Source organism: Candidatus Bandiella woodruffii (assembly GCF_034359465.1).
In the GTDB taxonomy this organism is placed as follows: Bacteria; Pseudomonadota; Alphaproteobacteria; order Rickettsiales; family Midichloriaceae; genus NDG2.
The window spans coordinates 406,047-426,828 of sequence record NZ_CP110820.1 but is presented as its reverse complement, the minus strand read 5'-3'; the positions used below and the strand labels follow the sequence as shown (position 1 = coordinate 426,828).

Genomic DNA, 20,782 nt, shown 5'->3' with positions numbered 1-20,782 from the left:
GTGTTGTTCTTGAGGCAGTATTTTCGGTTCTGTCGCATCTGTTAATTTTTGAAATAAAAAGTAAAAATTAAGAATTTTTAACTCCCGATTTTCCGCACTTTGAAATTTTCACTTTTCACTTTTTGCACTGAATTTTCACAGATGCGACAGAACCGTATTTTCCAACAGCAACTTTTGCAACGGGAATTCTGAAAGGGGAACACGAAACATAATCCACTTTTATGCTGTCGAAAAACTCTATTGAATTTGGGTCTCCTGCGTGTTCACCGCAAATCCCTATTTTTATTTTAGGATTAGACTTTCTGCTTTCCAAAACAGCCATAGTTAGAAGTTTTCCCACAGTTTTTTGATCAATCGATGAAAATGGATCTTTTTTGAAAATATCTTTATCCATATATTCTCGAAGGAATTTACCAGCGTCATCTCTGGATATTCCCAAAACAGTTTGGGTCAAATCGTTTGTGCCAAAACTGATAAAGTCTGCTTCTTTTGCTATTTCTCCAGCATTTATTGCTGCAGCGGGAAGCTCTATCATACTGCCAATTTTATAGTCTATTTTTACACCTAACTCTTTTTCAAGCTCTTCCGCTGTATCAATGATAAGCTTTTTCATTTTTAAAAACTCAATACCATTCATAACAAGTGGTACCATAATTTCTGGTATCACATTGATTCCCTCATGTTTAACATCGTATGCTGCTTTTAAAATGGCTTTAACCTGCATTTGATATATCTCGGGGTAGGTAATTGCAAGTCTGCAGCCTCTATGCCCCAACATTGGATTAACCTCTTTCAGCATATTTGCACTGTCCTGTACATTTTGCAAACTTATGGACATTGATTTGCTGATATGCAACAGCTCCTGTTCTCCATCTGGTAAAAATTCGTGCAACGGTGGGTCTAAAAGTCTGATAGTGACTGGCAACCCATCCATTATTTTAAACAGTTGATAGAAATCGTCCTGTTGAAATGGAAGAAGCTCATTTAATATGCTGATACGACTGCTTTTATTGTTGGATAAGATCATCTTTCTAAAAATGTTGATCCTATCAGTCTGGAAAAACATATGTTCTGTTCTGCAAAGCCCTATTCCTTCAGCACCGAATGATTTTGCAGTTTGTGCATCTTTTATGGTTTCTGCATTAGCCATCACCTTAAGGAGGGCGACCGATTCTGCAATTGTAACCAAGTCTTTAAAATATCCATCCAATTTTGGTTGAATTGTTGCGACCGAACCTAAAAACACTTCGCCAGTTGCTCCATTGATTGTTATGTAGTCACCTTCTGATAGGACTGCATCATTGATTTTCAAAGTGTTAGTTTTAGTGTTGACCAAAATCTCAGATGCTCCTGTGATGCATGGTTTCCCCATGCCCCTTGCAACAACTGCGGCGTGAGAAGTCATACCTCCTCTTCCGGTCAAAACACCAGAAGATGCGTCTATACCACCTATATCTTCGGGGCTGGTCTCGTTTCTCACCAAAATTACATTGTCGTTGCGTGCCATGGTCTCTGCACGTTCGGATGACAAAGCTATTTTACCAGAGGCAGCTCCTGGCGAAGCTGGTAAACCTTTGGTTAGTAAAGTTTTTAACGCTTTTGGATCTAAATTAGGATGTAATATCTTTTCAACGAGATTTGGTTCTATAGAATTTAGAACCTGGTTTTTATTCAAGATTCCCTCATTTAGCATGTCTATTGCAATCCTAATAGCTGCAGTTGCCGTACGTTTCCCTGATCTTGTTTGCAAAATCCAACATTTACCTTCTTCCACGGTGAATTCTACGTCCTGCATATCATTGTAATGACGTTCCAGTTTTTGCAATATATTTTTTAGTTCCCCATAAGCTTGAGGCATCAATTCTTCCATGGAAGGAACGTTGTTTAGGTCTGGTTCTTTTGAACTTATATTTATTGGGTTTGGTGTTTTTACGCCAGACACTATGTCTTCACCTTGTGCATTTATAAGAAATTCCCCAAATATTTCCTTTTCTCCGGTTGATGGATTTCTGGTGAATGTTACACCTGTGGCGCTGTTGTTGCCTTTATTGCCAAAGACCATAGTCTGGACATTAACCGCCGTACCCAAATTATCAGTGATGCCGTATATTTCTCTGTACTTAACGGCACGTGGAGTGTTCCAGGATTGAAACACAGCCGCGATTGCCATCCATAGCTGCTCTTCTATGTCCTGCGGGAAGCTTTTTCCTGAAGCAACTTTTACTATGTCTTTATATTCGGAGATAACCATTTTGATATCATCAACGGATAAATCACAGTCTTCTTTGATGTCAAGCAAGTTTTTTCTGTTGTGGAAGGTGTTTTCAAATTTTATTTTGTCTATTTTTAACACCACATGGCTGTACATCTCTATGTATCTTCTGTAGCAGTCATATGCAAATTTTGGGTTGTTGGTGCTCCTAGCTAGCCCTTCTACTGTTATGTCATTAAGTCCAAGATTAAGGATTGTTTCCATCATTCCTGGCATTGATATTTGTGCTCCTGATCTAACCGAAACGAGTAGCGGAGTGTTAGCATCGCCTAGCTTAAGACGTGTTTCAGTTTCTAATAACTCAAGAGCGGATTTGACCTGGGATTTTACATGATTTGGTAGGCTATTTGAGTTTTGGGCATATTCATTACAAGCCTCTGTGGATATTGTAAAACCAGGCGGGACCGGAATTTGGATTTTGCACATTTGGGCAAGCCCCGCCCCTTTATTGCCTAATACATGCCTTACACTGTCGTCACCTTCTGTTACTGCGCCAAAATTATACACATACTTTTTGGCGAAATTTTGTTTATTCATTGTCTGCTACTTCTATAGAAATCTCATCTAGTTTTTTCGGATTTATATCCTTCATTTGTAGTATTTTCGTTTTTATTTCTTCAGAAATTTCAGGATTTTCTCTTAAGAAGGTTTTTACATTTTCCTTGCCTTGTCCAATTTTCTTGTCATTATAAGAATACCAAGCTCCGGACTTATTAATCACATCCAAAGCTGATCCTAAATCGACCAACTCACCTTCTTTGGAAACTCCCTCACCATACATGATGTCAACGTCAATCACTTTGAAAGGAGGGGATACTTTGTTTTTAACTATTTTAATCCTAGTATGGTTACCAGTTACTTCTTCTTTATCTTTTATGGAGCCAATCCTTCTTATCTCAAGCCTGACTGATGCATAAAATTTTAAGGCATTTCCACCGGTTGTTGTCTCAGGATTACCAAACATAACTCCAATCTTCATGCGTATCTGGTTAATAAAAATCAGTACAGTATTGGTCTTGGAAACATTCGCAGTCAATTTACGTAGAGCCTGGCTCATCAACCTTGCTTGAAGGCCCATGTGACTGTCGCCCATCTCCCCTTCTATCTCTGCCTTAGGGACCAATGCTGCAACACTGTCCACTATTATCAAATCCACTGCTCCAGAACGAATTAAAGTATCGGCTATTTCAAGCGCTTGTTCACCGAAATCTGGTTGTGACAATATTAGTTTGTCAACTTGAACTCCCAGTTTTTTCGCATATCCTCTATCAAAAGCATGTTCCACGTCTATAAAAGCACAGGTACCCCCATTTTTTTGGCATTCTGCTATGGCGTGCAGTGTGAGCGTTGTTTTTCCAGAGCTTTCAGGGCCGAATATTTCAATCACTCTGCCTTTGGGGTATCCACCTACTCCAAGAGCTATGTCAAGTCCTAAAGAACCCGATGGTATCACCTCTATGTCTTGAACATCGGTCTCTCCCAGTTTCATTACCGCACCTTTGCCGTATGCTTTTTCAATTTGGCTTAACGCAGCTGTTAACGCTTTTTCCTTATCCATGAATATGAAATTTTTGTGTTGTTACCCAATTCGGAAGATTATAGAGAAAGTATAAATAGTTGCAACTACTTTTATCCCAACGATTAATTTATAGGCGATAGGTATTGCAAAGAGAGCTAGGAGCATTAGCGACAAGTATAAAAGGAGTATTTATTGCGCAAAAATTTTCGCCTATAAGATGTGGATAAAAGCATCTTAGATGGAATTATAATCCCAGGTTGATATTGGAAAATATTTTATTATTTTGTACTTGCGCAATTCAAAGCGTGTAGTATATTTTTTATTAGCATTGCTTTTATAGCCTGCAAATAACCTATATAAGGAATATAAATATGAAAATTTTCCATAACACAAGAGCAAAACATAGTGTAGAATTTAATGTCCCATCGTATAATTTATGTAAAAAGGAGACGACAGCGTTTAGAAGTTTATGGGGGGCGGTTATAACGCAAGCTTTGATGGATGCGTCCAGCAATTCAAAAAAACAGAAAATAGATGCGCTAAAGTGGTTGTTAGATGAAAAAAGTAATGAAGATTTTAAAAGGGTTTGCTGTTTAGCAGATTTAGAATACAAAGAAGTCCTGTCGAAGGTAAAAAAAGCTCTTGCCAACTGTTGTAAATGGCGTAACGACAAAAGGGATGTTTCCAAAGTTGGTAGAGTTATATAATTTTAATTTGCCTAACGTTTTTTCTGTGAAAGATGGTTTTGACATCGTTTCTTTATCTGTTACAATCGGCGCTATATAAAGAAGCATCTATTTAAGCGCATCATGGTTGAGCTGCAAAGAGTGGCTAGGAAAAACACACAAATAGTGAAAGTTGGCGATGTTATGATAGGCGGTAACAATCCAATTATTATACAATCCATGACTAATACGCCAACAAAAGATATAAGTGCAACTGTCAATCAAATAACTGAGTTGTATAATGCTGGTTCGGAGATTGTTAGGATCACAGTGAATGACGCAGATGCAGCTAAAGCTGTACCTAAAATTGTTGAAAATTTAAAGAATAATGGGGTTAATGTGCCGTTAGTTGGTTGTTTTCATTACAATGGCCATACATTATTGCTTGAGGTGCCAGAATGCGCTAGAGCTTTAGATAAGTATCGAATTAACCCAGGGAATGTTGGCTTTAAAGCCAAGCGAGACAAAAATTTTGAGCAAATAATAGAATTGGCAATCAAATATGATAAGCCCGTGAGGATAGGGGTTAACTGGGGAAGTTTAGATCAGGAATTAGTTGCCTTTTTGATGGATGAAAACGCAAAACAACCAGAACCAAAATCCGCAGATTTTATAATGAGAGAAGCCGTGATCTTTTCAGCTATAGATAGTGCAAAAAAAGCAAAAAAGATCGGTCTTGCGTCTGATAAACTCATTTTGTCTGCAAAACTTAGTAAAGTTCAGGATTTGATAGCGGTATACAGAAAGCTATCCGAGAGAACAACGCATCCGTTGCATCTGGGGCTAACTGAGGCTGGGATTGGAATAAAGGGTATTGCTGCAACCACAGCTGCACTTTCCATATTATTACAAGAAGGAATAGGCGATACCATAAGAGCATCACTTACGCCAAAAGTTGGTGAATCAAGGGTGACAGAGGTAAAATTATGTCAAGAAGTATTGCAGTCACTTGGAATGCGAGATTTTGCGCCACAAATTTCTGCATGTCCTGGATGTGGTAGAACATCAAGCCATTATTTCCAGCAGTTAGCTGAGGATATTCAAAGTCATATTGATAAAAACATGCCTATATGGAAAAGGAGGTGTAGTAAAATAGGGGGCATAAAAATTGCTGTGATGGGATGCATCGTTAATGGACCAGGTGAAAGTAAACATGCCAATATTGGCATAAGTTTACCAGGTGATGGCGAAAACCCTGTTGCTGTTGTATACACAGATGCTAAAAAAACCCATACATTGAGGGGGGAAAATATTACAGGTGAATTTATCGACATCATAAATCAATATGTCAGCAGGAATCTGGACTTAGAATGAACGATTTGCTTTATAAATTATTACATTTGCTTCAGTCTGAAGGGAGAAAGACGGGTATGGAATTAGCAGCAAAGCTTGGCGTGTCAAGAAGTGTTGTTTTGAAAATCATCAAAAAACTACGCAATTATGGGGTTGATATAACCTCAAATAAAAAACGTGGTTATCAAGTTAATCAAGATATCATTCTTATAAACAAGGGCAAAATTGAAAAAACGGGGATAAAAGTTGAGGTTTTTGAGTCAATCGGTTCAACGAATGATTATCTAAAAACCGTTGACCCAACGCATGGCTATGAATATTATGTTTGTATCGCAGAGCATCAATCTCATGGGAGAGGAAGGCTAAAAAGAAGTTGGTATTCACCTTTTGCGCAAAATGTTTACCTTTCCATTGCATATTGTATGAATGGAGATATATCAAGATTAAGTGGCCTTAGCATGGTGGTAAGCCTTAGCATATTGGCAATATTGCAAGATCTAAGCTTAGCTCAAAATTTTAAGATCAAATGGCCAAACGATGTTTACTTCAAAGATGATAAAATTTCAGGAGTTATAATAGAGACCATAGGTAATAGTGTAGGTGGGTATAGAGTTATAATAGGTATTGGCATAAATGTTAACATGGTGGAGTCTGTGATTAGTAATAATTGGACATCGCTGAAAAAAATAACCTCAAAACATTTTGATAGAAATAAGGTTTGCAGCTTGTTGATCGACAATTTAATAAAATATATTAAGCAATTTGAGATGTATGGTTTTGGCCATTTTATTGAGGAATGGAATAAGTTGGACTATCTAACTGCTAAAGTGGTTTCTATAGAAAATTCTGGTAACACAATATCTGGTCTTTATCAGGGGGTAAATACAATAGGGCAATTATTGCTGCAAACAGATCGTAATGGCCTAGTTGCAATATCTTCCGGGGATATATCCCTCTAGTGAATTAAAACATAAACCAATATAACCAGACGCAACAAGAATTACTTTTCTAATTGGCTTGTAACGTCTTGTATCTTCCCTATAATCGCCTCATAGTTTTTAACCAGCTTTTCCTTTTCACTTTCAAATTTATCGTAGAAATTTACCTTTAACTTTTGCAATTCCTTATTAATTGATTCAATTTCATCTAAAAGATAAATTGCTGTAATAAAAATAGCTTTGGCATCAGAAAGATTATTGTTTTGCTTTAGGGTTTCAACCCTTTTATTTAGTTGGTTTGTTAAATCCAGCAATTTCTTTGGATCTTCATAAGAGAGCCTAAGAGCTATATTACCTATTTTCAGTTCAACTTCTTGCATGATTAATTTATTTTGGATTTTTGCCTATTAACTTTTTTAGCTGGCTTATAGATATATCAATATGCTCACTGCTACCTTTGCTTAATAGTTGATCTTCCTCAACATTCTGAAACGGTAATTCACCAGAAACTTCAAGTTTTTTACTTTCTTTAAGAGAAGAAGGTAATGAGGTGGAACTAGCCTCAAGTTTTTGCATTAAAATCGCGATGGTATCCTTGAGTTTGATGTTTTCTATGCTTAGTGCGGTAACTTGTTTCTGTAAATACTTGGCATTCTCAATTTTTTTTGATGCAGCTTCCTGCAGTTCTTGTATCGCTAAGGATAGTTTTGTATCTATGGATTTACTCTCTTGCATAAAGCGTTACTATGTAGTAATCTCTGGTTGGTACGTTTTTCCTTAAAATACGATACCTAAGCAAACTTATCAAGAGATTTTATCCAAAATGTTTGACATATCTTTGATGGAACTGCTTGTTGTTTTCCTTGTTGCCATGTTGGTATTAAAGCCAAAGGACATGTTGAATCTTCTTGCTAAACTAAAAAACCTTAACAATCGTGTAAATCCACAAAAGCTTTTACAGGAAAATCTCCTAGATTTAGAAGAAATTGGGGAACAAAAACACAATTCTCTTCAAAAAAATGCAAAGAAAAAAAGAAGAAAAAAGTCATAGCCTCAAGAAATTTAGCATTGAAGAGCATCTTTGGGAGCTAAAATCTCGAGTTATAAAGATAGTGATTTTCTTTATGGTTAGCACCGTGGTCACCTTTCAATTTGCCTGGGATATTTTTGCTGTTTTATCGAAGCCTTTGGTTATCCTTATTGGAACTGGAGAATTCCATTTTATATATACAAAATTGACAGAAGGTTTTATTACCGAATTAAAAATCTCTTTTATTTTTGCAATCTTTCTCACGTTACCATTCTTTTTCTTTCAGTTTTACAAATTTGTTGCCCCAGGGTTATATAAACAAGAGAAAGTGATTGTTGCCCCATATTTAATTTTTTCGCCAATTTTGTTTATGATGGGTGCGTTTCTTGTATATTTTGTTGTTATGCCAATTACCTGGAGATTTTTTGCCAGTTTTCAAAATTTAAATTATTTAAGCGGCACCCCAATTAAGTTGGAAGCAAAAATAAGCGAGTACTTGGATTTGGTAATAGAGTTATTCATAAGTTTTGGTATTGCTTTTCAGCTGCCAATTGTGTTGGTAATGCTTACAAAACTGAAAATAATCACTATTTCTCAGTTGGTAAAATTTAGAAGATATTCCATTGTGTTAATCTTTATATTAGCTGCAATATTAACTCCACCGGATGTGTTGAGCCAAATAATACTTGCGCTTCCTTTGATGTTGCTGTACGAAATTTCTATATTATGCTGTAAAAAAGTAAATCCAAAGTAAGTAAGATATGCACGACATAAAGTTTATCCGAGAGAATAAGAAAGTGTTTGATAAAAGCATGAAAGATAGAGGTATTCATCCATGCGCTGATGAGATTCTATTCATCGATGAAATAGCGAGGGAAAGTACCAAAAAACTTCAAGATTTACAACATAAAAGAAATGAAATTGCTAAGACAATGTCTAGCTTAACTCAAACAGATTTGGAATATGCAAGTCTGAAAGAGCAGGGATATGAAATAAAACACAAAATTCATGTGCTTGAACAACAAAAACATGAGGCAATAGCTAAACTGGAACATTTTTTGTTAACACTTCCTAATGTTTTGGAAGAAGATGTGCATTATGGAGAGGGTGAAAGTGATAATAAAATGGTACGCTCTGTCGGACAACCAAAGCAATTTACATTTGATGTACGCTCACATTATGAGATTGGTGAGGGGCTGAAACTTATGGATTTTCAAACAGCAGCCAAAATTTCTGGCTCTAGGTTTGTTATATTGAAGAAAGATTTAGTCAGACTGGAAAGAGCGCTTGCCAATTTTATGATTGATATTCATACAAAAGAATTTGACTACGATGAGATTGCTCCACCAGCATTAGTCCTTGAGGAAACAATGCTCAAAGCCGGACAATTGCCAAAATTCGAAGAAGATTCCTTTAAAACAACGAATGGATATAGGTTGATTCCAACTTCTGAAGTGCCATTGGTATGCATGGTCTCCAACGAGATATTGGCAGAACACGAATTGCCGCTTAGGTATGTTGGATATACACAATGTTTCCGTTCAGAGGCAGGTAGCGCTGGGAGGGATACGAGGGGGATGATCAGGCAACACCAGTTTTCTAAAGTGGAATTAGTAAGCCTAGTGTTACCTCAAAACTCTAAAGATGAGTTGGACAGGATGACGAATGCTGCTGAAACAGTATTGCAAAGGCTAGAGCTTCCATATAAAACGATGTTACTATGTTCGCAAGATATTGGGTTTTGTGCTCAAAAAACCTACGATATTGAAGTTTGGTTGCCGTATGAAAAGAGATATAGAGAAATCTCAAGTTGCTCTAATTGCGGAGAATTTCAGGCAAGAAGAATGAAGGCGCGTTACAAGTCTGTTATGGATGGGAAAAATCATTTTATTCACACATTAAATGGATCAGGGCTTGCTGTGGGCAGAACAATCGTTGCTATCTTAGAAAACTATCAGAACGAGGACGGCAGCGTCAACATCCCAACCAAGCTACAACCATATATGCAAAACCAAACAACTATATGTAATTATAAATGACCAAAATTAACTATATATATGCTACTTTTGAGAGAAAAATCATTGCATTTGGTATTGATGTGATACTCATCACAATTATACTTTTCCCAATATCAAATCTGCTGACTATTCTTTTTTTTGGACCTGAAAATACCCCCGTGGTTGAGGCAACACAAAGCCTTAGCCAAGCTAAAAACATAGACTTTTGGATGTTTATCAGCACTATGTTTAAAGTGGCTGGTAGTACAAAAAATTTGATCATTCAATTTATACTACTTGTTTGTGTGCTAACATATTTCATGTCCTTTTGGGTTAAGATGGGGGCATCAGTTGGAAAATTGATAATGCGTTGCAAGATAGTTGATGCTGATACATACCAAGCCATCACCACGAAACAAGCGGTAAAAAGAATGCTTGGACATTTTCTTAAGGGAGTGTTGCCATAAGATAGATAAGATGCTAAAATGAATATAGCGAGCAACAAAGAAAATAGAAATATGAATACAGAGTGTAAAAAATGCAGTAGCAGTAAATACGTTAAGAATGGTAATATTAGGGGTATGCAAAGGTATAAATGCAAAGAGTGTGGATGTAATTTTACAAACACCAGAGTGTTGCCATAAGATAGATATAAAATTGCCCTGCTCACTTAGGAAATTATTGTTATCCTCAAAATGTACCCAGAGCTTAATCGTAAGATCGACAACTTCTTCAGATTTTGAAACTACCTTTGTTTTTCTGGTCATTCTTGCAATTCTGTGCCTTGTGTTTGAGTTATTGGACTCAATTGAGAGTGTATGTTGTTTGCCAACAACATGTTGATGGCGAGGTATAACCTCTGAATAAACAGACCAATCGTCTGTGTAATAAGTGCAATTATCTCTACTTATGATTTTCCACAATTTTCTAAAGGTTGTAACGTTACGCTTACCAACCACCCAGGCAACAACTCTCTTGAGCTCCCTACTATAGGCTTTCCATATCCATAATTTGTTTTTTTGAATCTACAAAATGCCACATCTCATCTATTTCAACTTCTCTCAATTCTTCCGGCACTGTTGGTCTTGGTATCTTTTTAGCATACAGTATTATCCACTTATATACGCTAGTATGAGCTACTTTAAATAATTTCCCTAGCCATCTAAAGCTACTTTTTTCCCATGCTGTACAATAACACTGCCAGAGCCTTCATCTCTGGCGAACAGCCTCTTAATTTAGTGCTTGTAAAATTACATCCACACTCTTTGCATTTATACCTTTGCATACCCCTAATGTTACCATTCTTAACGTATTTACTGCTACTGCATTTTTTACACTCTGTATTCATATTTCTATTTTCTTTGTTGCTCGCTATATTCATTTTAGCATCTTATCTATCTTATGGCAACACTCCCCTCAAAGAAATCTTTTGAATTCTTGGGGAAACCAGTTTTTTGTTAATTTTTTTAGACCATGGTCCAAACTTCCTTAAATCAAACCATCACATTTATCCTTATTTTATCTTTCAACGCTCCCATACTCTACTTCCTAAGATTTGCTTTTTATCGACTTAAAGAGCTCACACATTATTCTTCACAGGACTTTGTAAATATATACTAGATAATGTCGTCATGAGATTTTAAGCCAAAGAGATAAACATCTAATCTGAATTGCGGCAAGGAAAGAAGCTGAATTTTTAGCATATCTGGTTGCAATTCCCCTCCATCTTTTAAGATGAAGAAAGGTGTTTTCTACAATATGCCTTATTTTATATAAATCTTTGGGAGTGTTGCCATAAGATAGATAAGATGCTAAAATGAATATAGCGAGCAACAAAGAAAATAGAGATATGAATACAGAGTGTAAAAAATGCAGTAGCAGTAAATACGTTAAGAATGGTAATATTAGGGGTATGCAAAGGTATAAATGCAAAGAGTGTGGATGTAATTTTACAAACACTAAATTAAGAGGCTGTTCGCCAGAGATGAAGGCTCTGGCAGTGTTATTGTACAGCATGGGAAAAAGTAGCTTTAGATGGCTAGGGAAATTATTTAAAGTAGCTCATACTAGCGTATATAAGTGGATAATACTGTATGCTAAAAAGATACCAAGACCAACAGTGCCGGAAGAATTGAGAGAAGTTGAAATAGATGAGATGTGGCATTTTGTAGATTCAAAAAAAACAAATTATGGATATGGAAAGCCTATAGTAGGGAGCTCAAGAGAGTTGTTGCCTGGGTGGTTGGTAAGCGTAACGTTACAACCTTTAGAAAATTGTGGAAAATCATAAGTAGAGATAATTGCACTTATTACACAGACGATTGGTCTGTTTATTCAGAGGTTATACCTCGCCATCAACATGTTGTTGGCAAACAACATACACTCTCAATTGAGTCCAATAACTCAAACACAAGGCACAGAATTGCAAGAATGACCAGAAAAACAAAGGTAGTTTCAAAATCTGAAGAAGTTGTCGATCTTACGATTAAGCTCTGGGTACATTTTGAGGATAACAATAATTTCCTAAGTGAGCAGGGCAATTTTATATCTATCTTATGGCAACACTCTGAAATCTTTATTGTATTTTCTCTGGGTGATTCTGTTCTTTTTAGGAGGAATAACAACGCTCATGCCCAATTCTTGGGCATGGTCAATTATGTAATTAGCATCGTACCCTCTGTCGGCTAGTAAGTACTCAGCTTTCATCTCTTCAATAAGATTAACAGCCTGCTTGCAATCAGCTTCTGAGCCTTTTGTGACAATAACTTTGAGTGGCATACCATGTGAATCCACGGCAAGGTGAATCTTTGTATTGAGCCCCCCTTTTGTACGACTCATATCTTGATTGCCGCCTTTTGCACCTGAAGCATGTGGATGCACTTTACTATGACTTGCGTCTATCATTAACCATTCCATATCAGGTTCTTTCACAAATATCTCCAATAAAGCCTCCCATATCCTTTTGTCTCTCCATCTGCAAAATCTTTTATGTGTATTTTTCCATCCTCCATATTCTGAAGGCAAATCTCTCCAGGGAGAACCTGTTCTTAATATCCAAAATACTGCGTTAATGAATCTTCTGTTATTATGTGCCAAACCTCCCCACGTACCTTCCCTTCCTGGCAAATGATCCTTTATCAAATCCCACATATTATCTGTTATATCATGCCTATGTAGCCCTAAATCCATTTTTACTCCTGATTTATCTTTTCTTTCATATTATACCACAAATCTCATGACGACACTATCTAGAAAATTGTGGAAAATCATAAGTAGAGATAATTGCACTTATTACACAGACGATTGGTCTGTTTATTCAGAGGTTATACCTCGCCATCAACATGTTGTTGGCAAACAACATACACTCTCAATTGAGTCCAATAACTCAAACACAAGGCACAGAATTGCAAGAATGACCAGAAAAACAAAGGTAGTTTCAAAATCTGAAGAAGTTGTCGATCTTACGATTAAGCTCTGGCTACATTTTGAGGATAACAATAATTTCCTAAGTGAGCAGGGCAATTTTATATCTATCTTTGGCTAACACTCTGCAATGACTTATATTTTTGAAATAGTAGGTCAAAACAGACGCTTATTCTATGGATCATTACTTATTGCAGCAACTCATTTTGGAGGAGCAGTTGCTTGTATTTGCGCCTATTTAAGTAGTAACAAATTTCAACATATATTTATGCTTGCCGGGCTTATAGGATTGCTTTCACTTAAGGGACGCGCAATGTTGACAGAAACTTATGTGCAGAAAGAATCGAAAAACATGATTTTTAGTAAATATAATAGTAGTAATTCTACGGTATGCAGTTATTTAAATGTAATAGCTGCGAGTTCATGTTTGATATTTATATTCTTCACCATTATGATCTACTGTAATAAAATTATAATACAAAAGTTCGCGATTGATATGCAAACAGTATTTTTTATTAATTTAGTATTACATCTTGTGTGGGTAATATTCCTACCTATTGTAGGTATCATAAGTGATCGTTATTCTATACCTATCGTTAGAATAATGCGTACTGGCTCCATAGCTACAATTTGCATAGGTATTCCGGCACTAATTTTCGGCTATCATAGTGAAAATATAAAAATCTTTATGATTGCACAGCTGCTGGTCACATTAACTCATATTATATTCTGTATGCCCACACCGAAAATGATATGTAGTTTTTTTACAATCAATGTACGTAATACGCATGTATCATTTAGCTATGGCATAGGAGTATCTATTACTGCTGCATTTATGCCAATACTCAATGATTTTTTCTATAATAATTTTAGCATATATGGAACAACTGGTTTAATTGCAGTGTTTGCAACTTTAGGGTTTGTTTCTACTATTGGTATACGTGATAATGGTTAAATCTTTTCAATTATATGATCTTAAGATCGAAGTACATCAGCAAAAAGGCAAGCCTATGGTTTGCAATCATCCAAAAGGAAGTTACTTTATTCTTTCTGGAGAGAATATAATTTTTCCAGAGGGAATAACGTTTCCGATATATAGCTTAGCAGCATTGATACCAATATTACCAGCTAAACAACGTGAAACAGAGGAATATGATTGGATGAGCACAGATCATTATGTTGCGTGTCCAGACCCACATTGTGGAGGGTTGTTCAAAATAGTTAGGTTACCAAAGAAACGTACTTTTATGCATCATGAAGTCACAAAAGTAGAACTTGTTCACAAAGTGCCTAAGATTATTAATGGATGTTGGCAGTTATCATTAGAACATGGAAAAAACCCTAAAAAATATGATGACAATTTGTTGCTAAGGTATGTAAATGCAGGGCTTAATACTTTTGATTGTGCCGATATTTATACTGGCGTTGAAGAACGTATGGGAAATTTTAAAAAATTGGCAAAAGAAAATGGACATGAGATTCGTATACATACTAAATTTGTCCCGGATTTAAATAGCTTGGCAAACTTAGATAGTGTCGTCATGAGATTTGTGGTATAATATGAAAGAAAAGATAAATCAGGAGTAAAAATGGATTTAGGGCTACATAGGCATGATATAACAGATAATATGTGGGATTTGATAAAGGATCATTTGCCAGGAAGGGAGGGTACGTGGGGAGGTTTGGCACATAATAACAGAAGATTCATTAACGCAGTATTTTGGATATTAAGAACAGGTTCTCCCTGGAGAGATTTGCCTTCAGAATATGGAGGATGGAAAAATACACATAAAAGATTTTGCAGATGGAGAGACAAAAGGATATGGGAGGCTTTATTGGAGATATTTGTGAAAGAACCTGATATGGAATGGTTAATGATAGACGCAAGTCATAGTAAAGTGCATCCACATGCTTCAGGTGCAAAAGGCGGCAATCAAGATATGAGTCGTACAAAGGGGGCTCAATACAAAGATTCACCTTGCCGTGGATTCACATGGTATGCCACTCAAAGTTATTATCACAAAAGGCTCAGAAGCTGATTGCAAGCAGGCTGTTAATCTTATTGAAGAGATGAAAGCTGAGTACTTACTAGCCGACAGAGGGTACGATGCTAATTACATAATTGACCATGCCCAAGAATTGGGCATGAGAGTTGTTATTCCTCCTAAAAAGAACAGAATCACCCAGAGAAAATACGATAAAGATTTATACAAAATAAGGCATATTGTAGAAAACACCTTTCTTCATCTTAAAAGATGGAGGGGAATTGCAACCAGATATGCTAAAAATTCAGCTTCTTTCCTTGCCGCAATTCAGATTAGATGCTTATCTCTTTGGCTTAAAATCTCATGACGACATTATCTAGATGAAGCACAAATTATAAATATTATTAAACGTTCTTGTGAACGGTTACAGGTGGATTCATTAGATTTAGTCCAGTTTCATTGGTGGGACTATAATGTTGGTGACTACTTAGAAGCTCTAAAAATTTTACAAGCACTCAAACAGCAGGGATTGATTCAAAAAATTGGTTTAACCAACTTTAACACGCAACACTTAAGCAGGATTGTGGAAGAAGGCCGCATAGAGATAGAATCAATTCAAGTACAATATTCTCTTTTAGATAAAAGACCAGAGAATGGTCTGATAAAATACGCTAAAACCCATAAAATCAAGGTTTTTTGTTATGGCACGCTGGCTGGTGGTTTTTTGACTAAAAAATGGCTTGGGAAAGATCAACCTAACACCTTAGAAAACAGATCCTTGGTTAAATATCAATTAATTATTGATGAATTTGGTGGATGGGAAAAATTTCAACAATTACTTTCAGTTATCGTTAGGATTGCTGATAAATATCAATTATCCACGATAGAACTGATAACGCTTTATATGTTGCGATATACTGAAGCAGATTCATTGATTCTTGGCATTAGCGCTGGTTTTCATCATAATATATTACATTCCCTGGAGGGGTTTACGTTATCGAACGAAGAGTTGGGTATGATCAAACAATATAGCACAGCTTATTTATCAGGGGATGTATATGATTTAGAACGTGATTTTGATACAAAACATGCATCCATAATGCGATATAATCTAAATAGTAGTATACTGGACTAACTCTGAACCTAGCTAAGGATACTTCCAAAAAGTTAGATTTACCTTACCATTTTTATCCGGTCTCTAACTTTCGGTCTAATTAAAAACATAAGAACTTCTTTGGGTACCAAGTTTTTGATTGCACTGATTACTTGTTCATTATCTTTTATGGCGCAATATATATCTCTGATATGAGTTGCGTTGATTTTTTTAAAATGTTGGATTTCTATTAATTTCCATTTTGTAAATAACTTTAAATAGTACGAACTTTGATCTTTGTCGCATCCAATTAACGCGATGCTAGCATTCGTGGTACCTTTTTTTACTATTTTTCCAACTTTCTTTTCAACTTCTTCTACCCATGTCTTATCATTTGGATAGTCGTTTGATGGCTTGACACACAACCGTCTCAATGTTGTTTCATCAAAGCTTTTTAAAATAAAATAACGTCTTTCTTTATAACTCCAAGGATTCTTAGCGCTTTTGGGTTGATTGGCAGACCCACAAAACACTATAATTTTTTTTGCAATTTTAAGCCCCTCTTTAATGACATGCTTGTGGCCATTATGAAAAGGTTGAAACCTACCTATAAAAACTAAATAATCGTATTTCATAAATATCTACTCTGATAACCTAAAAAGTTAGCGTAGTCATATATCGGACTGAGGCATTTCATCACGTACTCTTGTACAATCCTGATGCTCATCGCTCATGGCCTAGCTTTTTTCAAGATATACCTCTCGTAAATCAAGAGTTGATGAAATTTATAGACGACAGAGAACTTGGGAAAAAGCGAGGAATACGAGTGATGAGCATGAGGAGCGTATAAAAGTACGTGACGAAATGCGAAGTCCGAAGTATTTTGACGCCAATTTTTCAAGTTATCGGAGTATATATGTCGCTTATACATTTTCCAATTCTTAATTTGTTTGAGGTGTGTGTTAAGCAGAAAGTTTTTTAATTCCTAATTTTATTAGTTCTTCTAAATCTATATCACCGTGCATTGATATGATCTCGTGAATTACGTGGTTTATCTTAATATTATTGTAACCTAAATTTACAAGCACCGATTTAGCGTCCAAGATTTTAGGCATAGGCTCAACTCCAACTATTTTTTCTATATCAGTTTTAGATTTGATCATTTGCAGTTTGCTTATGAATTTTTTGCTTTTTAACTCATTAACAAGCCTTGCTGCAAGCTTAGGTCCAACACCATTAATTCTAGTAAACTTACTGTCATCCTCTGTTTGAACTGCTTCTATAATTTCGTCAATAGTAAGACCACCTATCACAGTCTGGGCAAGTTTTGCTCCCACACCTTGAATGGTTAAGAGATGGTTGAAAAATTCTTTATCTATGTTGGTTGCAAAGCCGAAAATACTAATATCGTTCTCTTTAACAATTGTTTGAGTGATTAGTTCAATTTCGTCATTCACATTATACTTGCAAATTATCTTACTGGAACAAAATACAATATATCCCACTCCACCAACATCAACGACAACATAATCAGATCCCAGCTCACTAACTTTCCCTGAAAGTCTACCAATCATAAAAAACCACTATATACTTACCGAACATGTGTTGATTGTAGCACAAAAACTTCCCATATACCTCTAATAAATTAAAGATATAGCTGAAATGTATGGCTATAAATAAATGAGAGTGAAGTAACCCCAAAAGTCATACCCAATTGAAAATTCTATCTGTTTTTCTAATTTACCGATTTGCTGATTTAATATTGTTTGTCGTATAGATCACTTTTCTAATTTCATCAGGGAAGGCGAATAATTTCCTAGATAGTGTCGTCATGAGATTTGTGATATAATATGAAAGAAAAGACAAATCAGGAGTAAAAATGGATTTAGGGCTACATAGGCATGATATAACAGATAATATGTGGGATTTGATAAAGGATCATTTGCCAGGAAGGGAAGGTACGTGGGGAGGTTTGGCACATAATAACAGAAGATTCATTAACGCAGTATTTTGGATATTAAGAACAGGTTCTCCCTGGAGAGATTTGCCTTCAGAATATGGAGGATGGAAAAATACACATAAAAGATTTTGCAGATGGAGAGACAAAAGGATATGGGAGGCTTTATTGGAGATATTTGTGAAAGAACCTGATATGGAATGATTAATGATAGACGCAAGTCATAGTAAAGTGCATCCACATGCTTCAGGTGCAAAAGGCGGCAATCAAGATATGAGTCGTACAAAAGGGGGCTCAATACAAAGATTCACCTTGCCGTGGATTCACATGGTATGCCACTCAAAGTTATTGTCACAAAAGGCTCAGAAGCTGATTGCAAGCAGGCTGTTAATCTTATTGAAGAGATGAAAGCTGAGTACTTACTAGCCGACAGAGGGTACGATGCTAATTACATAATTGACCATGCCCAAGAATTGGGCATGAGAGTTGTTATTCCTCCTAAAAAGAACAGAATCACCCAGAGAAAATACAATAAAGATTTATACAAAATAAGGCATATTGTAGAAAACACCTTTCTTCATCTTAAAAGATGGAGGGGAATTGCAACCAGATATGCTAAAAATTCAGCTTCTTTTCTTGCCGCAATTCAGATTAGATGCTTATCTCTTTGGCTTAAAATCTCATGACGACATTATCTAATTCCCGACCAATTTCTTTTCCAAATATCGGAAATAACAGGATATTTTTTATCCCATTTTTCGGCAAAGTCTTGCAATTCTAGGGCTGCCACTTGTTCTGAGGGAGCTGTATAAATTTTCCAGAGTGTTAGCCAAAGATAGATATAAAATTGCCCTGCTCACTTAGATAATGTCGTCATGAGATTTTAAGCCAAAGAGATAAGCATCTAATCTGAATTGCGGCAAGGAAAGAAGCTGAATTTTTAGCATATCTGGTTGCAATTCCCCTCCATCTTTTAAGATGAAGAAAGGTGTTTTCTACAATATGCCTTATTTTATATAAATCTTTATTGTATTTTCTCTGGGTGATTCTGTTCTTTTTAGGAGGAATAACAACTCTCATGCCCAATTCTTGGGCATGGTCAATTATGTAATTAGCATCGTACCCTCTGTCGGCTAGTAAGTACTCAGCTTTCATCTCTTCAATAAGATTAACAGCCTGCTTGCAATCAGCTTCTGAGCCTTTTGTGACAATAACTTTGAGTGGCATACCATGTGAATCCACGGCAAGGTGAATCTTTGTATTGAGCCCCCTTTTGTACGACTCATATCTTGATTGCCGCCTTTTGCACCTGAAGCATGTGGATGCACTTTACTATGACTTGCGTCTATCATTAATCATTCCATATCAGGTTCTTTCACAAATATCTCCAATAAAGCCTCCCATATCCTTTTGTCTCTCCATCTGCAAAATCTTTTATGTGTATTTTTCCATCCTCCATATTCTGAAGGCAAATCTCTCCAGGGAGAACCTGTTCTTAATATCCAAAATACTGCGTTAATGAATCTTCTGTTATTATGTGCCAAACCTCCCCACGTACCTTCCCTTCCTGGCAAATGATCCTTTATCAAATCCCACATATTATCTGTTATATCATGCCTATGTAGCCCTAAATCCATTTTTACTCCTGATTTATCTTTTCTTTCATATTATACCACAAATCTCATGACGACACTATCTAGGAAATTATTGTTATCCTCAAAATGTACCCAGAGCTTAATCGTAAGATCGACAACTTCTTCAGATTTTGAAACTACCTTTGTTTTTCTGGTCATTCTTGCAATTCTGTGCCTTGTGTTTGAGTTATTGGACTCAATTGAGAGTGTATGTTGTTTGCCAACAACATGTTGATGGCGAGGTATAACCTCTGAATAAACAGACCAATCGTCTGTGTAATAAGTGCAATTATCTCTACTTATGATTTTCCACAATTTTCTAAAGGTTGTAACGTTACGCTTACCAACCACCCAGGCAACAACTCTCTTGAGCTCCCTACTATAGGCTTTCCATATCCATAATTTGTTTTTTTTGAATCTACAAAATGCCACATCTCATCTGTTTCAACTTCTCTCAATTCTTCCGGCACTGTTGGTCTTGGTATCTTTTTAGCATACAGTATTATCCACTTATATACGCTAGTATGAGCTACTTTAAATAATTTCCCTAGCCATCTAAAGCTACTTTTCCCCATGCTGTACAATAACACTGCCAGAGCCTTCATCTCTGGCGAACAGCCTCTTAATTTAGTGCTTGTAAAATTACATCCACACTCTTTGCATTTATACCTTTGCATACCCCTAATATTACCATTCTTAACGTATTTACTGCTACTGCATTTTTTACACTCTGTATTCATATCTCTATTTTCTTTGTTGCTCGCTATATTCATTTTAGCATCTTATCTATCTTATGGCAACACTCCCAAATTTTCTTTAATCCTTGATCATCGATTTGGCGCCTACAGCAAGCACTGCACACATCAAACCCATTTCAGCAAAATCCTCGCTCTCGGCAACAGACAAGTTTGGATAC

25 protein-coding genes and 4 pseudogenes are annotated in these 20,782 nt (G+C 36.1%); 15 read left to right on the top strand and 14 right to left on the bottom strand.

What is annotated here, in order from left to right:
- Positions 1 to 115: 115 nt before the first annotated feature.
- Together ppdK and recA are read right to left on the bottom strand one after the other, a co-directional pair.
- Entirely contained in the window at positions 116 to 2,809 is a 2,694-nt protein-coding gene (gene ppdK, locus Bandiella_RS02605) for a pyruvate, phosphate dikinase (RefSeq protein ID WP_323733258.1), read from the bottom strand.
- Entirely contained in the window at positions 2,802 to 3,830 is a 1,029-nt protein-coding gene (gene recA / locus Bandiella_RS02600) for a recombinase RecA (protein WP_323733257.1), read from the bottom strand. The genes ppdK and recA overlap by 8 nt, the downstream gene beginning before the upstream one ends.
- Before the next feature lie 332 nt (positions 3,831 to 4,162).
- On the opposite strand from recA, the gene Bandiella_RS02595 reads away from it, so the two are divergent.
- The 3 genes from Bandiella_RS02595 to Bandiella_RS02585 all read left to right on the top strand — a co-directional run bounded on the left by Bandiella_RS02595 (position 4,163) and on the right by Bandiella_RS02585 (position 6,768).
- Positions 4,163 to 4,498, top strand: a complete 336-nt coding sequence (locus Bandiella_RS02595; protein WP_323733256.1) for a hypothetical protein — start codon at positions 4,163 to 4,165, stop codon at positions 4,496 to 4,498.
- 102 nt (positions 4,499 to 4,600) lie between these two features.
- Entirely contained in the window at positions 4,601 to 5,830 is a 1,230-nt protein-coding gene (ispG, locus tag Bandiella_RS02590; protein ID WP_323733255.1) for a flavodoxin-dependent (E)-4-hydroxy-3-methylbut-2-enyl-diphosphate synthase, read from the top strand.
- Complete coding sequence (locus tag Bandiella_RS02585; RefSeq protein WP_323733254.1) at positions 5,827 to 6,768, top strand: biotin--[acetyl-CoA-carboxylase] ligase; 942 nt, start codon at positions 5,827 to 5,829, stop codon at positions 6,766 to 6,768. Before ispG ends, Bandiella_RS02585 begins: the two co-directional genes overlap by 4 nt.
- Before the next feature lie 41 nt (positions 6,769 to 6,809).
- On the opposite strand, the gene zapA is transcribed toward Bandiella_RS02585, so the two are convergent.
- Positions 6,810 to 7,127 carry a cell division protein ZapA gene (gene zapA / locus Bandiella_RS02580; protein ID WP_323733253.1) on the bottom strand — a complete coding sequence of 106 codons (318 nt, stop codon included), beginning with the start codon at positions 7,125 to 7,127 and terminating at the stop codon, positions 6,810 to 6,812.
- Positions 7,128 to 7,134: 7 nt separating this feature from the next.
- Positions 7,135 to 7,482: a hypothetical protein gene (locus Bandiella_RS02575; protein WP_323733252.1), complete on the bottom strand. Its 348-nt coding sequence runs from the start codon at positions 7,480 to 7,482 to the stop codon at positions 7,135 to 7,137.
- An 88-nt stretch (positions 7,483 to 7,570) separates the two neighbouring features.
- On the opposite strand from Bandiella_RS02575, the gene Bandiella_RS02570 reads away from it, so the two are divergent.
- The 4 genes from Bandiella_RS02570 to Bandiella_RS07470 are packed head-to-tail and all read left to right on the top strand — an operon-like array spanning position 7,571 to position 10,241.
- Positions 7,571 to 7,798, top strand: a complete 228-nt coding sequence (locus Bandiella_RS02570; RefSeq protein ID WP_323733251.1) for a Sec-independent protein translocase subunit TatA/TatB — start codon at positions 7,571 to 7,573, stop codon at positions 7,796 to 7,798.
- Positions 7,767 to 8,531, top strand: coding sequence for a twin-arginine translocase subunit TatC (tatC, locus tag Bandiella_RS02565; RefSeq protein ID WP_323733250.1), 765 nt, complete (start codon positions 7,767 to 7,769; stop codon positions 8,529 to 8,531). Before Bandiella_RS02570 ends, tatC begins: the two co-directional genes overlap by 32 nt.
- Before the next feature lie 7 nt (positions 8,532 to 8,538).
- The gene (gene serS, locus Bandiella_RS02560; RefSeq protein ID WP_323733249.1) at positions 8,539 to 9,816 is read left to right on the top strand and encodes a serine--tRNA ligase; all 1,278 of its coding nucleotides are present in this window, start codon (positions 8,539 to 8,541) and stop codon (positions 9,814 to 9,816) included.
- Positions 9,813 to 10,241 carry an RDD family protein gene (locus Bandiella_RS07470; RefSeq protein ID WP_407651261.1) on the top strand — a complete coding sequence of 143 codons (429 nt, stop codon included), beginning with the start codon at positions 9,813 to 9,815 and terminating at the stop codon, positions 10,239 to 10,241. Before serS ends, Bandiella_RS07470 begins: the two co-directional genes overlap by 4 nt.
- On the opposite strand, the gene Bandiella_RS07465 is transcribed toward Bandiella_RS07470, so the two are convergent.
- From Bandiella_RS07465 to Bandiella_RS02535, 4 genes and pseudogenes are all read right to left on the bottom strand, one after another.
- The gene (locus Bandiella_RS07465; protein WP_407651260.1) at positions 10,122 to 10,733 is read right to left on the bottom strand and encodes an IS1 family transposase; all 612 of its coding nucleotides are present in this window, start codon (positions 10,731 to 10,733) and stop codon (positions 10,122 to 10,124) included. The two genes, Bandiella_RS07470 and Bandiella_RS07465, sit on opposite strands and share 120 nt — an antisense overlap.
- Positions 10,682 to 10,813: a hypothetical protein gene (locus Bandiella_RS02545; RefSeq protein ID WP_323732528.1), complete on the bottom strand. Its 132-nt coding sequence runs from the start codon at positions 10,811 to 10,813 to the stop codon at positions 10,682 to 10,684. Before Bandiella_RS02545 ends, Bandiella_RS07465 begins: the two co-directional genes overlap by 52 nt.
- 129 nt (positions 10,814 to 10,942) lie before the next feature.
- Positions 10,943 to 11,155 (bottom strand): transposase-like zinc-binding domain-containing protein, encoded by a 213-nt coding sequence (locus Bandiella_RS02540; RefSeq protein WP_323733023.1) that lies wholly within the window; start codon positions 11,153 to 11,155, stop codon positions 10,943 to 10,945.
- Between the two features lie 248 nt (positions 11,156 to 11,403).
- Positions 11,404 to 11,556, bottom strand: a pseudogene (locus tag Bandiella_RS02535) (IS5/IS1182 family transposase); the annotation flags it as partial.
- Between the two features lie 34 nt (positions 11,557 to 11,590).
- Here Bandiella_RS02535 and Bandiella_RS02530 point away from each other — a divergent pair.
- The gene (locus tag Bandiella_RS02530) at positions 11,591 to 12,064 is read left to right on the top strand and encodes an IS1/IS1595 family N-terminal zinc-binding domain-containing protein (protein ID WP_323732992.1); all 474 of its coding nucleotides are present in this window, start codon (positions 11,591 to 11,593) and stop codon (positions 12,062 to 12,064) included.
- Positions 11,968 to 12,462 carry an IS1 family transposase gene (locus tag Bandiella_RS02525; RefSeq protein WP_323733385.1) on the top strand — a complete coding sequence of 165 codons (495 nt, stop codon included), beginning with the start codon at positions 11,968 to 11,970 and terminating at the stop codon, positions 12,460 to 12,462. Before Bandiella_RS02530 ends, Bandiella_RS02525 begins: the two co-directional genes overlap by 97 nt.
- On the opposite strand, the pseudogene Bandiella_RS02520 reads toward Bandiella_RS02525, so the two are convergent.
- Positions 12,349 to 12,963: pseudogene (locus tag Bandiella_RS02520) on the bottom strand (IS5 family transposase); the annotation flags it as partial. The gene Bandiella_RS02525 and the pseudogene Bandiella_RS02520 sit on opposite strands and share 114 nt — an antisense overlap.
- Positions 12,964 to 13,009: 46 nt before the next feature.
- On the opposite strand from Bandiella_RS02520, the gene Bandiella_RS02515 reads away from it, so the two are divergent.
- The 5 genes from Bandiella_RS02515 to Bandiella_RS02495 all read left to right on the top strand — a co-directional run bounded on the left by Bandiella_RS02515 (position 13,010) and on the right by Bandiella_RS02495 (position 16,317).
- The gene (locus Bandiella_RS02515; RefSeq protein ID WP_323733248.1) at positions 13,010 to 13,318 is read left to right on the top strand and encodes an IS1 family transposase; all 309 of its coding nucleotides are present in this window, start codon (positions 13,010 to 13,012) and stop codon (positions 13,316 to 13,318) included.
- A gap of 9 nt (positions 13,319 to 13,327) precedes the next feature.
- Positions 13,328 to 14,152 carry an MFS transporter gene (locus Bandiella_RS02510; protein ID WP_323733247.1) on the top strand — a complete coding sequence of 275 codons (825 nt, stop codon included), beginning with the start codon at positions 13,328 to 13,330 and terminating at the stop codon, positions 14,150 to 14,152.
- Positions 14,145 to 14,756, top strand: coding sequence for a TIGR04076 family protein (locus Bandiella_RS02505; RefSeq protein ID WP_323733246.1), 612 nt, complete (start codon positions 14,145 to 14,147; stop codon positions 14,754 to 14,756). Before Bandiella_RS02510 ends, Bandiella_RS02505 begins: the two co-directional genes overlap by 8 nt.
- Before the next feature lie 30 nt (positions 14,757 to 14,786).
- Positions 14,787 to 15,549, top strand: a protein-coding gene (locus tag Bandiella_RS02500) for an IS5 family transposase (RefSeq protein WP_323733245.1) whose coding sequence is annotated in 2 segments (ribosomal slippage) — positions 14,787 to 15,154 and positions 15,153 to 15,549 — 765 coding nt in all. Because the reading frame shifts where the segments join, the coding sequence is not laid out codon by codon here.
- 24 nt (positions 15,550 to 15,573) lie between these two features.
- Positions 15,574 to 16,317 (top strand): aldo/keto reductase, encoded by a 744-nt coding sequence (locus Bandiella_RS02495; RefSeq protein WP_323733384.1) that lies wholly within the window; start codon positions 15,574 to 15,576, stop codon positions 16,315 to 16,317.
- Positions 16,318 to 16,355: 38 nt separating this feature from the next.
- Here Bandiella_RS02495 and Bandiella_RS02490 read toward each other — a convergent pair whose 3' ends face one another.
- A complete protein-coding gene (locus Bandiella_RS02490; protein WP_323733244.1) occupies positions 16,356 to 16,910 on the bottom strand; it encodes an adenylyltransferase/cytidyltransferase family protein in 555 nt (184 codons plus the stop codon).
- Between the two features lie 327 nt (positions 16,911 to 17,237).
- Positions 17,238 to 17,849 carry a Holliday junction branch migration protein RuvA gene (ruvA, locus tag Bandiella_RS02485; RefSeq protein WP_323733243.1) on the bottom strand — a complete coding sequence of 204 codons (612 nt, stop codon included), beginning with the start codon at positions 17,847 to 17,849 and terminating at the stop codon, positions 17,238 to 17,240.
- 305 nt (positions 17,850 to 18,154) lie between these two features.
- Here ruvA and Bandiella_RS02480 point away from each other — a divergent pair.
- Positions 18,155 to 18,918: pseudogene (locus Bandiella_RS02480) on the top strand (IS5 family transposase).
- Between the two features lie 187 nt (positions 18,919 to 19,105).
- Here the strand turns inward: Bandiella_RS02480 and Bandiella_RS02475 are convergent.
- From Bandiella_RS02475 to Bandiella_RS02465, 3 genes and pseudogenes are all read right to left on the bottom strand, one after another.
- Positions 19,106 to 19,869 (bottom strand): annotated as a pseudogene (locus tag Bandiella_RS02475) (IS5 family transposase).
- Positions 19,870 to 19,899: 30 nt separating this feature from the next.
- Positions 19,900 to 20,262 (bottom strand): IS1 family transposase, encoded by a 363-nt coding sequence (locus Bandiella_RS02470; protein ID WP_323733383.1) that lies wholly within the window; start codon positions 20,260 to 20,262, stop codon positions 19,900 to 19,902.
- Positions 20,166 to 20,639: an IS1/IS1595 family N-terminal zinc-binding domain-containing protein gene (locus tag Bandiella_RS02465; RefSeq protein WP_323733242.1), complete on the bottom strand. Its 474-nt coding sequence runs from the start codon at positions 20,637 to 20,639 to the stop codon at positions 20,166 to 20,168. The genes Bandiella_RS02470 and Bandiella_RS02465 overlap by 97 nt, the downstream gene beginning before the upstream one ends.
- Positions 20,640 to 20,782: the final 143 nt, after the last annotated feature.

Coding starts and splice junctions, on each gene's coding strand:
- Bandiella_RS02595 (WP_323733256.1), top strand. CDS start 4,163: ATGAAAATTTTCCATAACACAAGAGCAAAACATAGTGTAGAATTTAAT.
- ruvA (WP_323733243.1), bottom strand. CDS start 17,849: ATGATTGGTAGACTTTCAGGGAAAGTTAGTGAGCTGGGATCTGATTAT.
- Bandiella_RS02505 (WP_323733246.1), top strand. CDS start 14,145: ATGGTTAAATCTTTTCAATTATATGATCTTAAGATCGAAGTACATCAG.
- ppdK (WP_323733258.1), bottom strand. CDS start 2,809: ATGAATAAACAAAATTTCGCCAAAAAGTATGTGTATAATTTTGGCGCA.
- Bandiella_RS02510 (WP_323733247.1), top strand. CDS start 13,328: ATGACTTATATTTTTGAAATAGTAGGTCAAAACAGACGCTTATTCTAT.
- Bandiella_RS02490 (WP_323733244.1), bottom strand. CDS start 16,910: ATGAAATACGATTATTTAGTTTTTATAGGTAGGTTTCAACCTTTTCAT.
- Bandiella_RS02570 (WP_323733251.1), top strand. CDS start 7,571: ATGTTTGACATATCTTTGATGGAACTGCTTGTTGTTTTCCTTGTTGCC.
- Bandiella_RS02515 (WP_323733248.1), top strand. CDS start 13,010: ATGACGACACTATCTAGAAAATTGTGGAAAATCATAAGTAGAGATAAT.
- tatC (WP_323733250.1), top strand. CDS start 7,767: ATGCAAAGAAAAAAAGAAGAAAAAAGTCATAGCCTCAAGAAATTTAGC.
- Bandiella_RS07470 (WP_407651261.1), top strand. CDS start 9,813: ATGACCAAAATTAACTATATATATGCTACTTTTGAGAGAAAAATCATT.
- Bandiella_RS02585 (WP_323733254.1), top strand. CDS start 5,827: ATGAACGATTTGCTTTATAAATTATTACATTTGCTTCAGTCTGAAGGG.
- Bandiella_RS02465 (WP_323733242.1), bottom strand. CDS start 20,639: ATGAATATAGCGAGCAACAAAGAAAATAGAGATATGAATACAGAGTGT.
- Bandiella_RS02530 (WP_323732992.1), top strand. CDS start 11,591: ATGAATATAGCGAGCAACAAAGAAAATAGAGATATGAATACAGAGTGT.
- ispG (WP_323733255.1), top strand. CDS start 4,601: ATGGTTGAGCTGCAAAGAGTGGCTAGGAAAAACACACAAATAGTGAAA.
- serS (WP_323733249.1), top strand. CDS start 8,539: ATGCACGACATAAAGTTTATCCGAGAGAATAAGAAAGTGTTTGATAAA.
- Bandiella_RS02540 (WP_323733023.1), bottom strand. CDS start 11,155: ATGAATATAGCGAGCAACAAAGAAAATAGAAATATGAATACAGAGTGT.
- zapA (WP_323733253.1), bottom strand. CDS start 7,127: ATGCAAGAAGTTGAACTGAAAATAGGTAATATAGCTCTTAGGCTCTCT.
- Bandiella_RS02575 (WP_323733252.1), bottom strand. CDS start 7,482: ATGCAAGAGAGTAAATCCATAGATACAAAACTATCCTTAGCGATACAA.
- recA (WP_323733257.1), bottom strand. CDS start 3,830: ATGGATAAGGAAAAAGCGTTAACAGCTGCGTTAAGCCAAATTGAAAAA.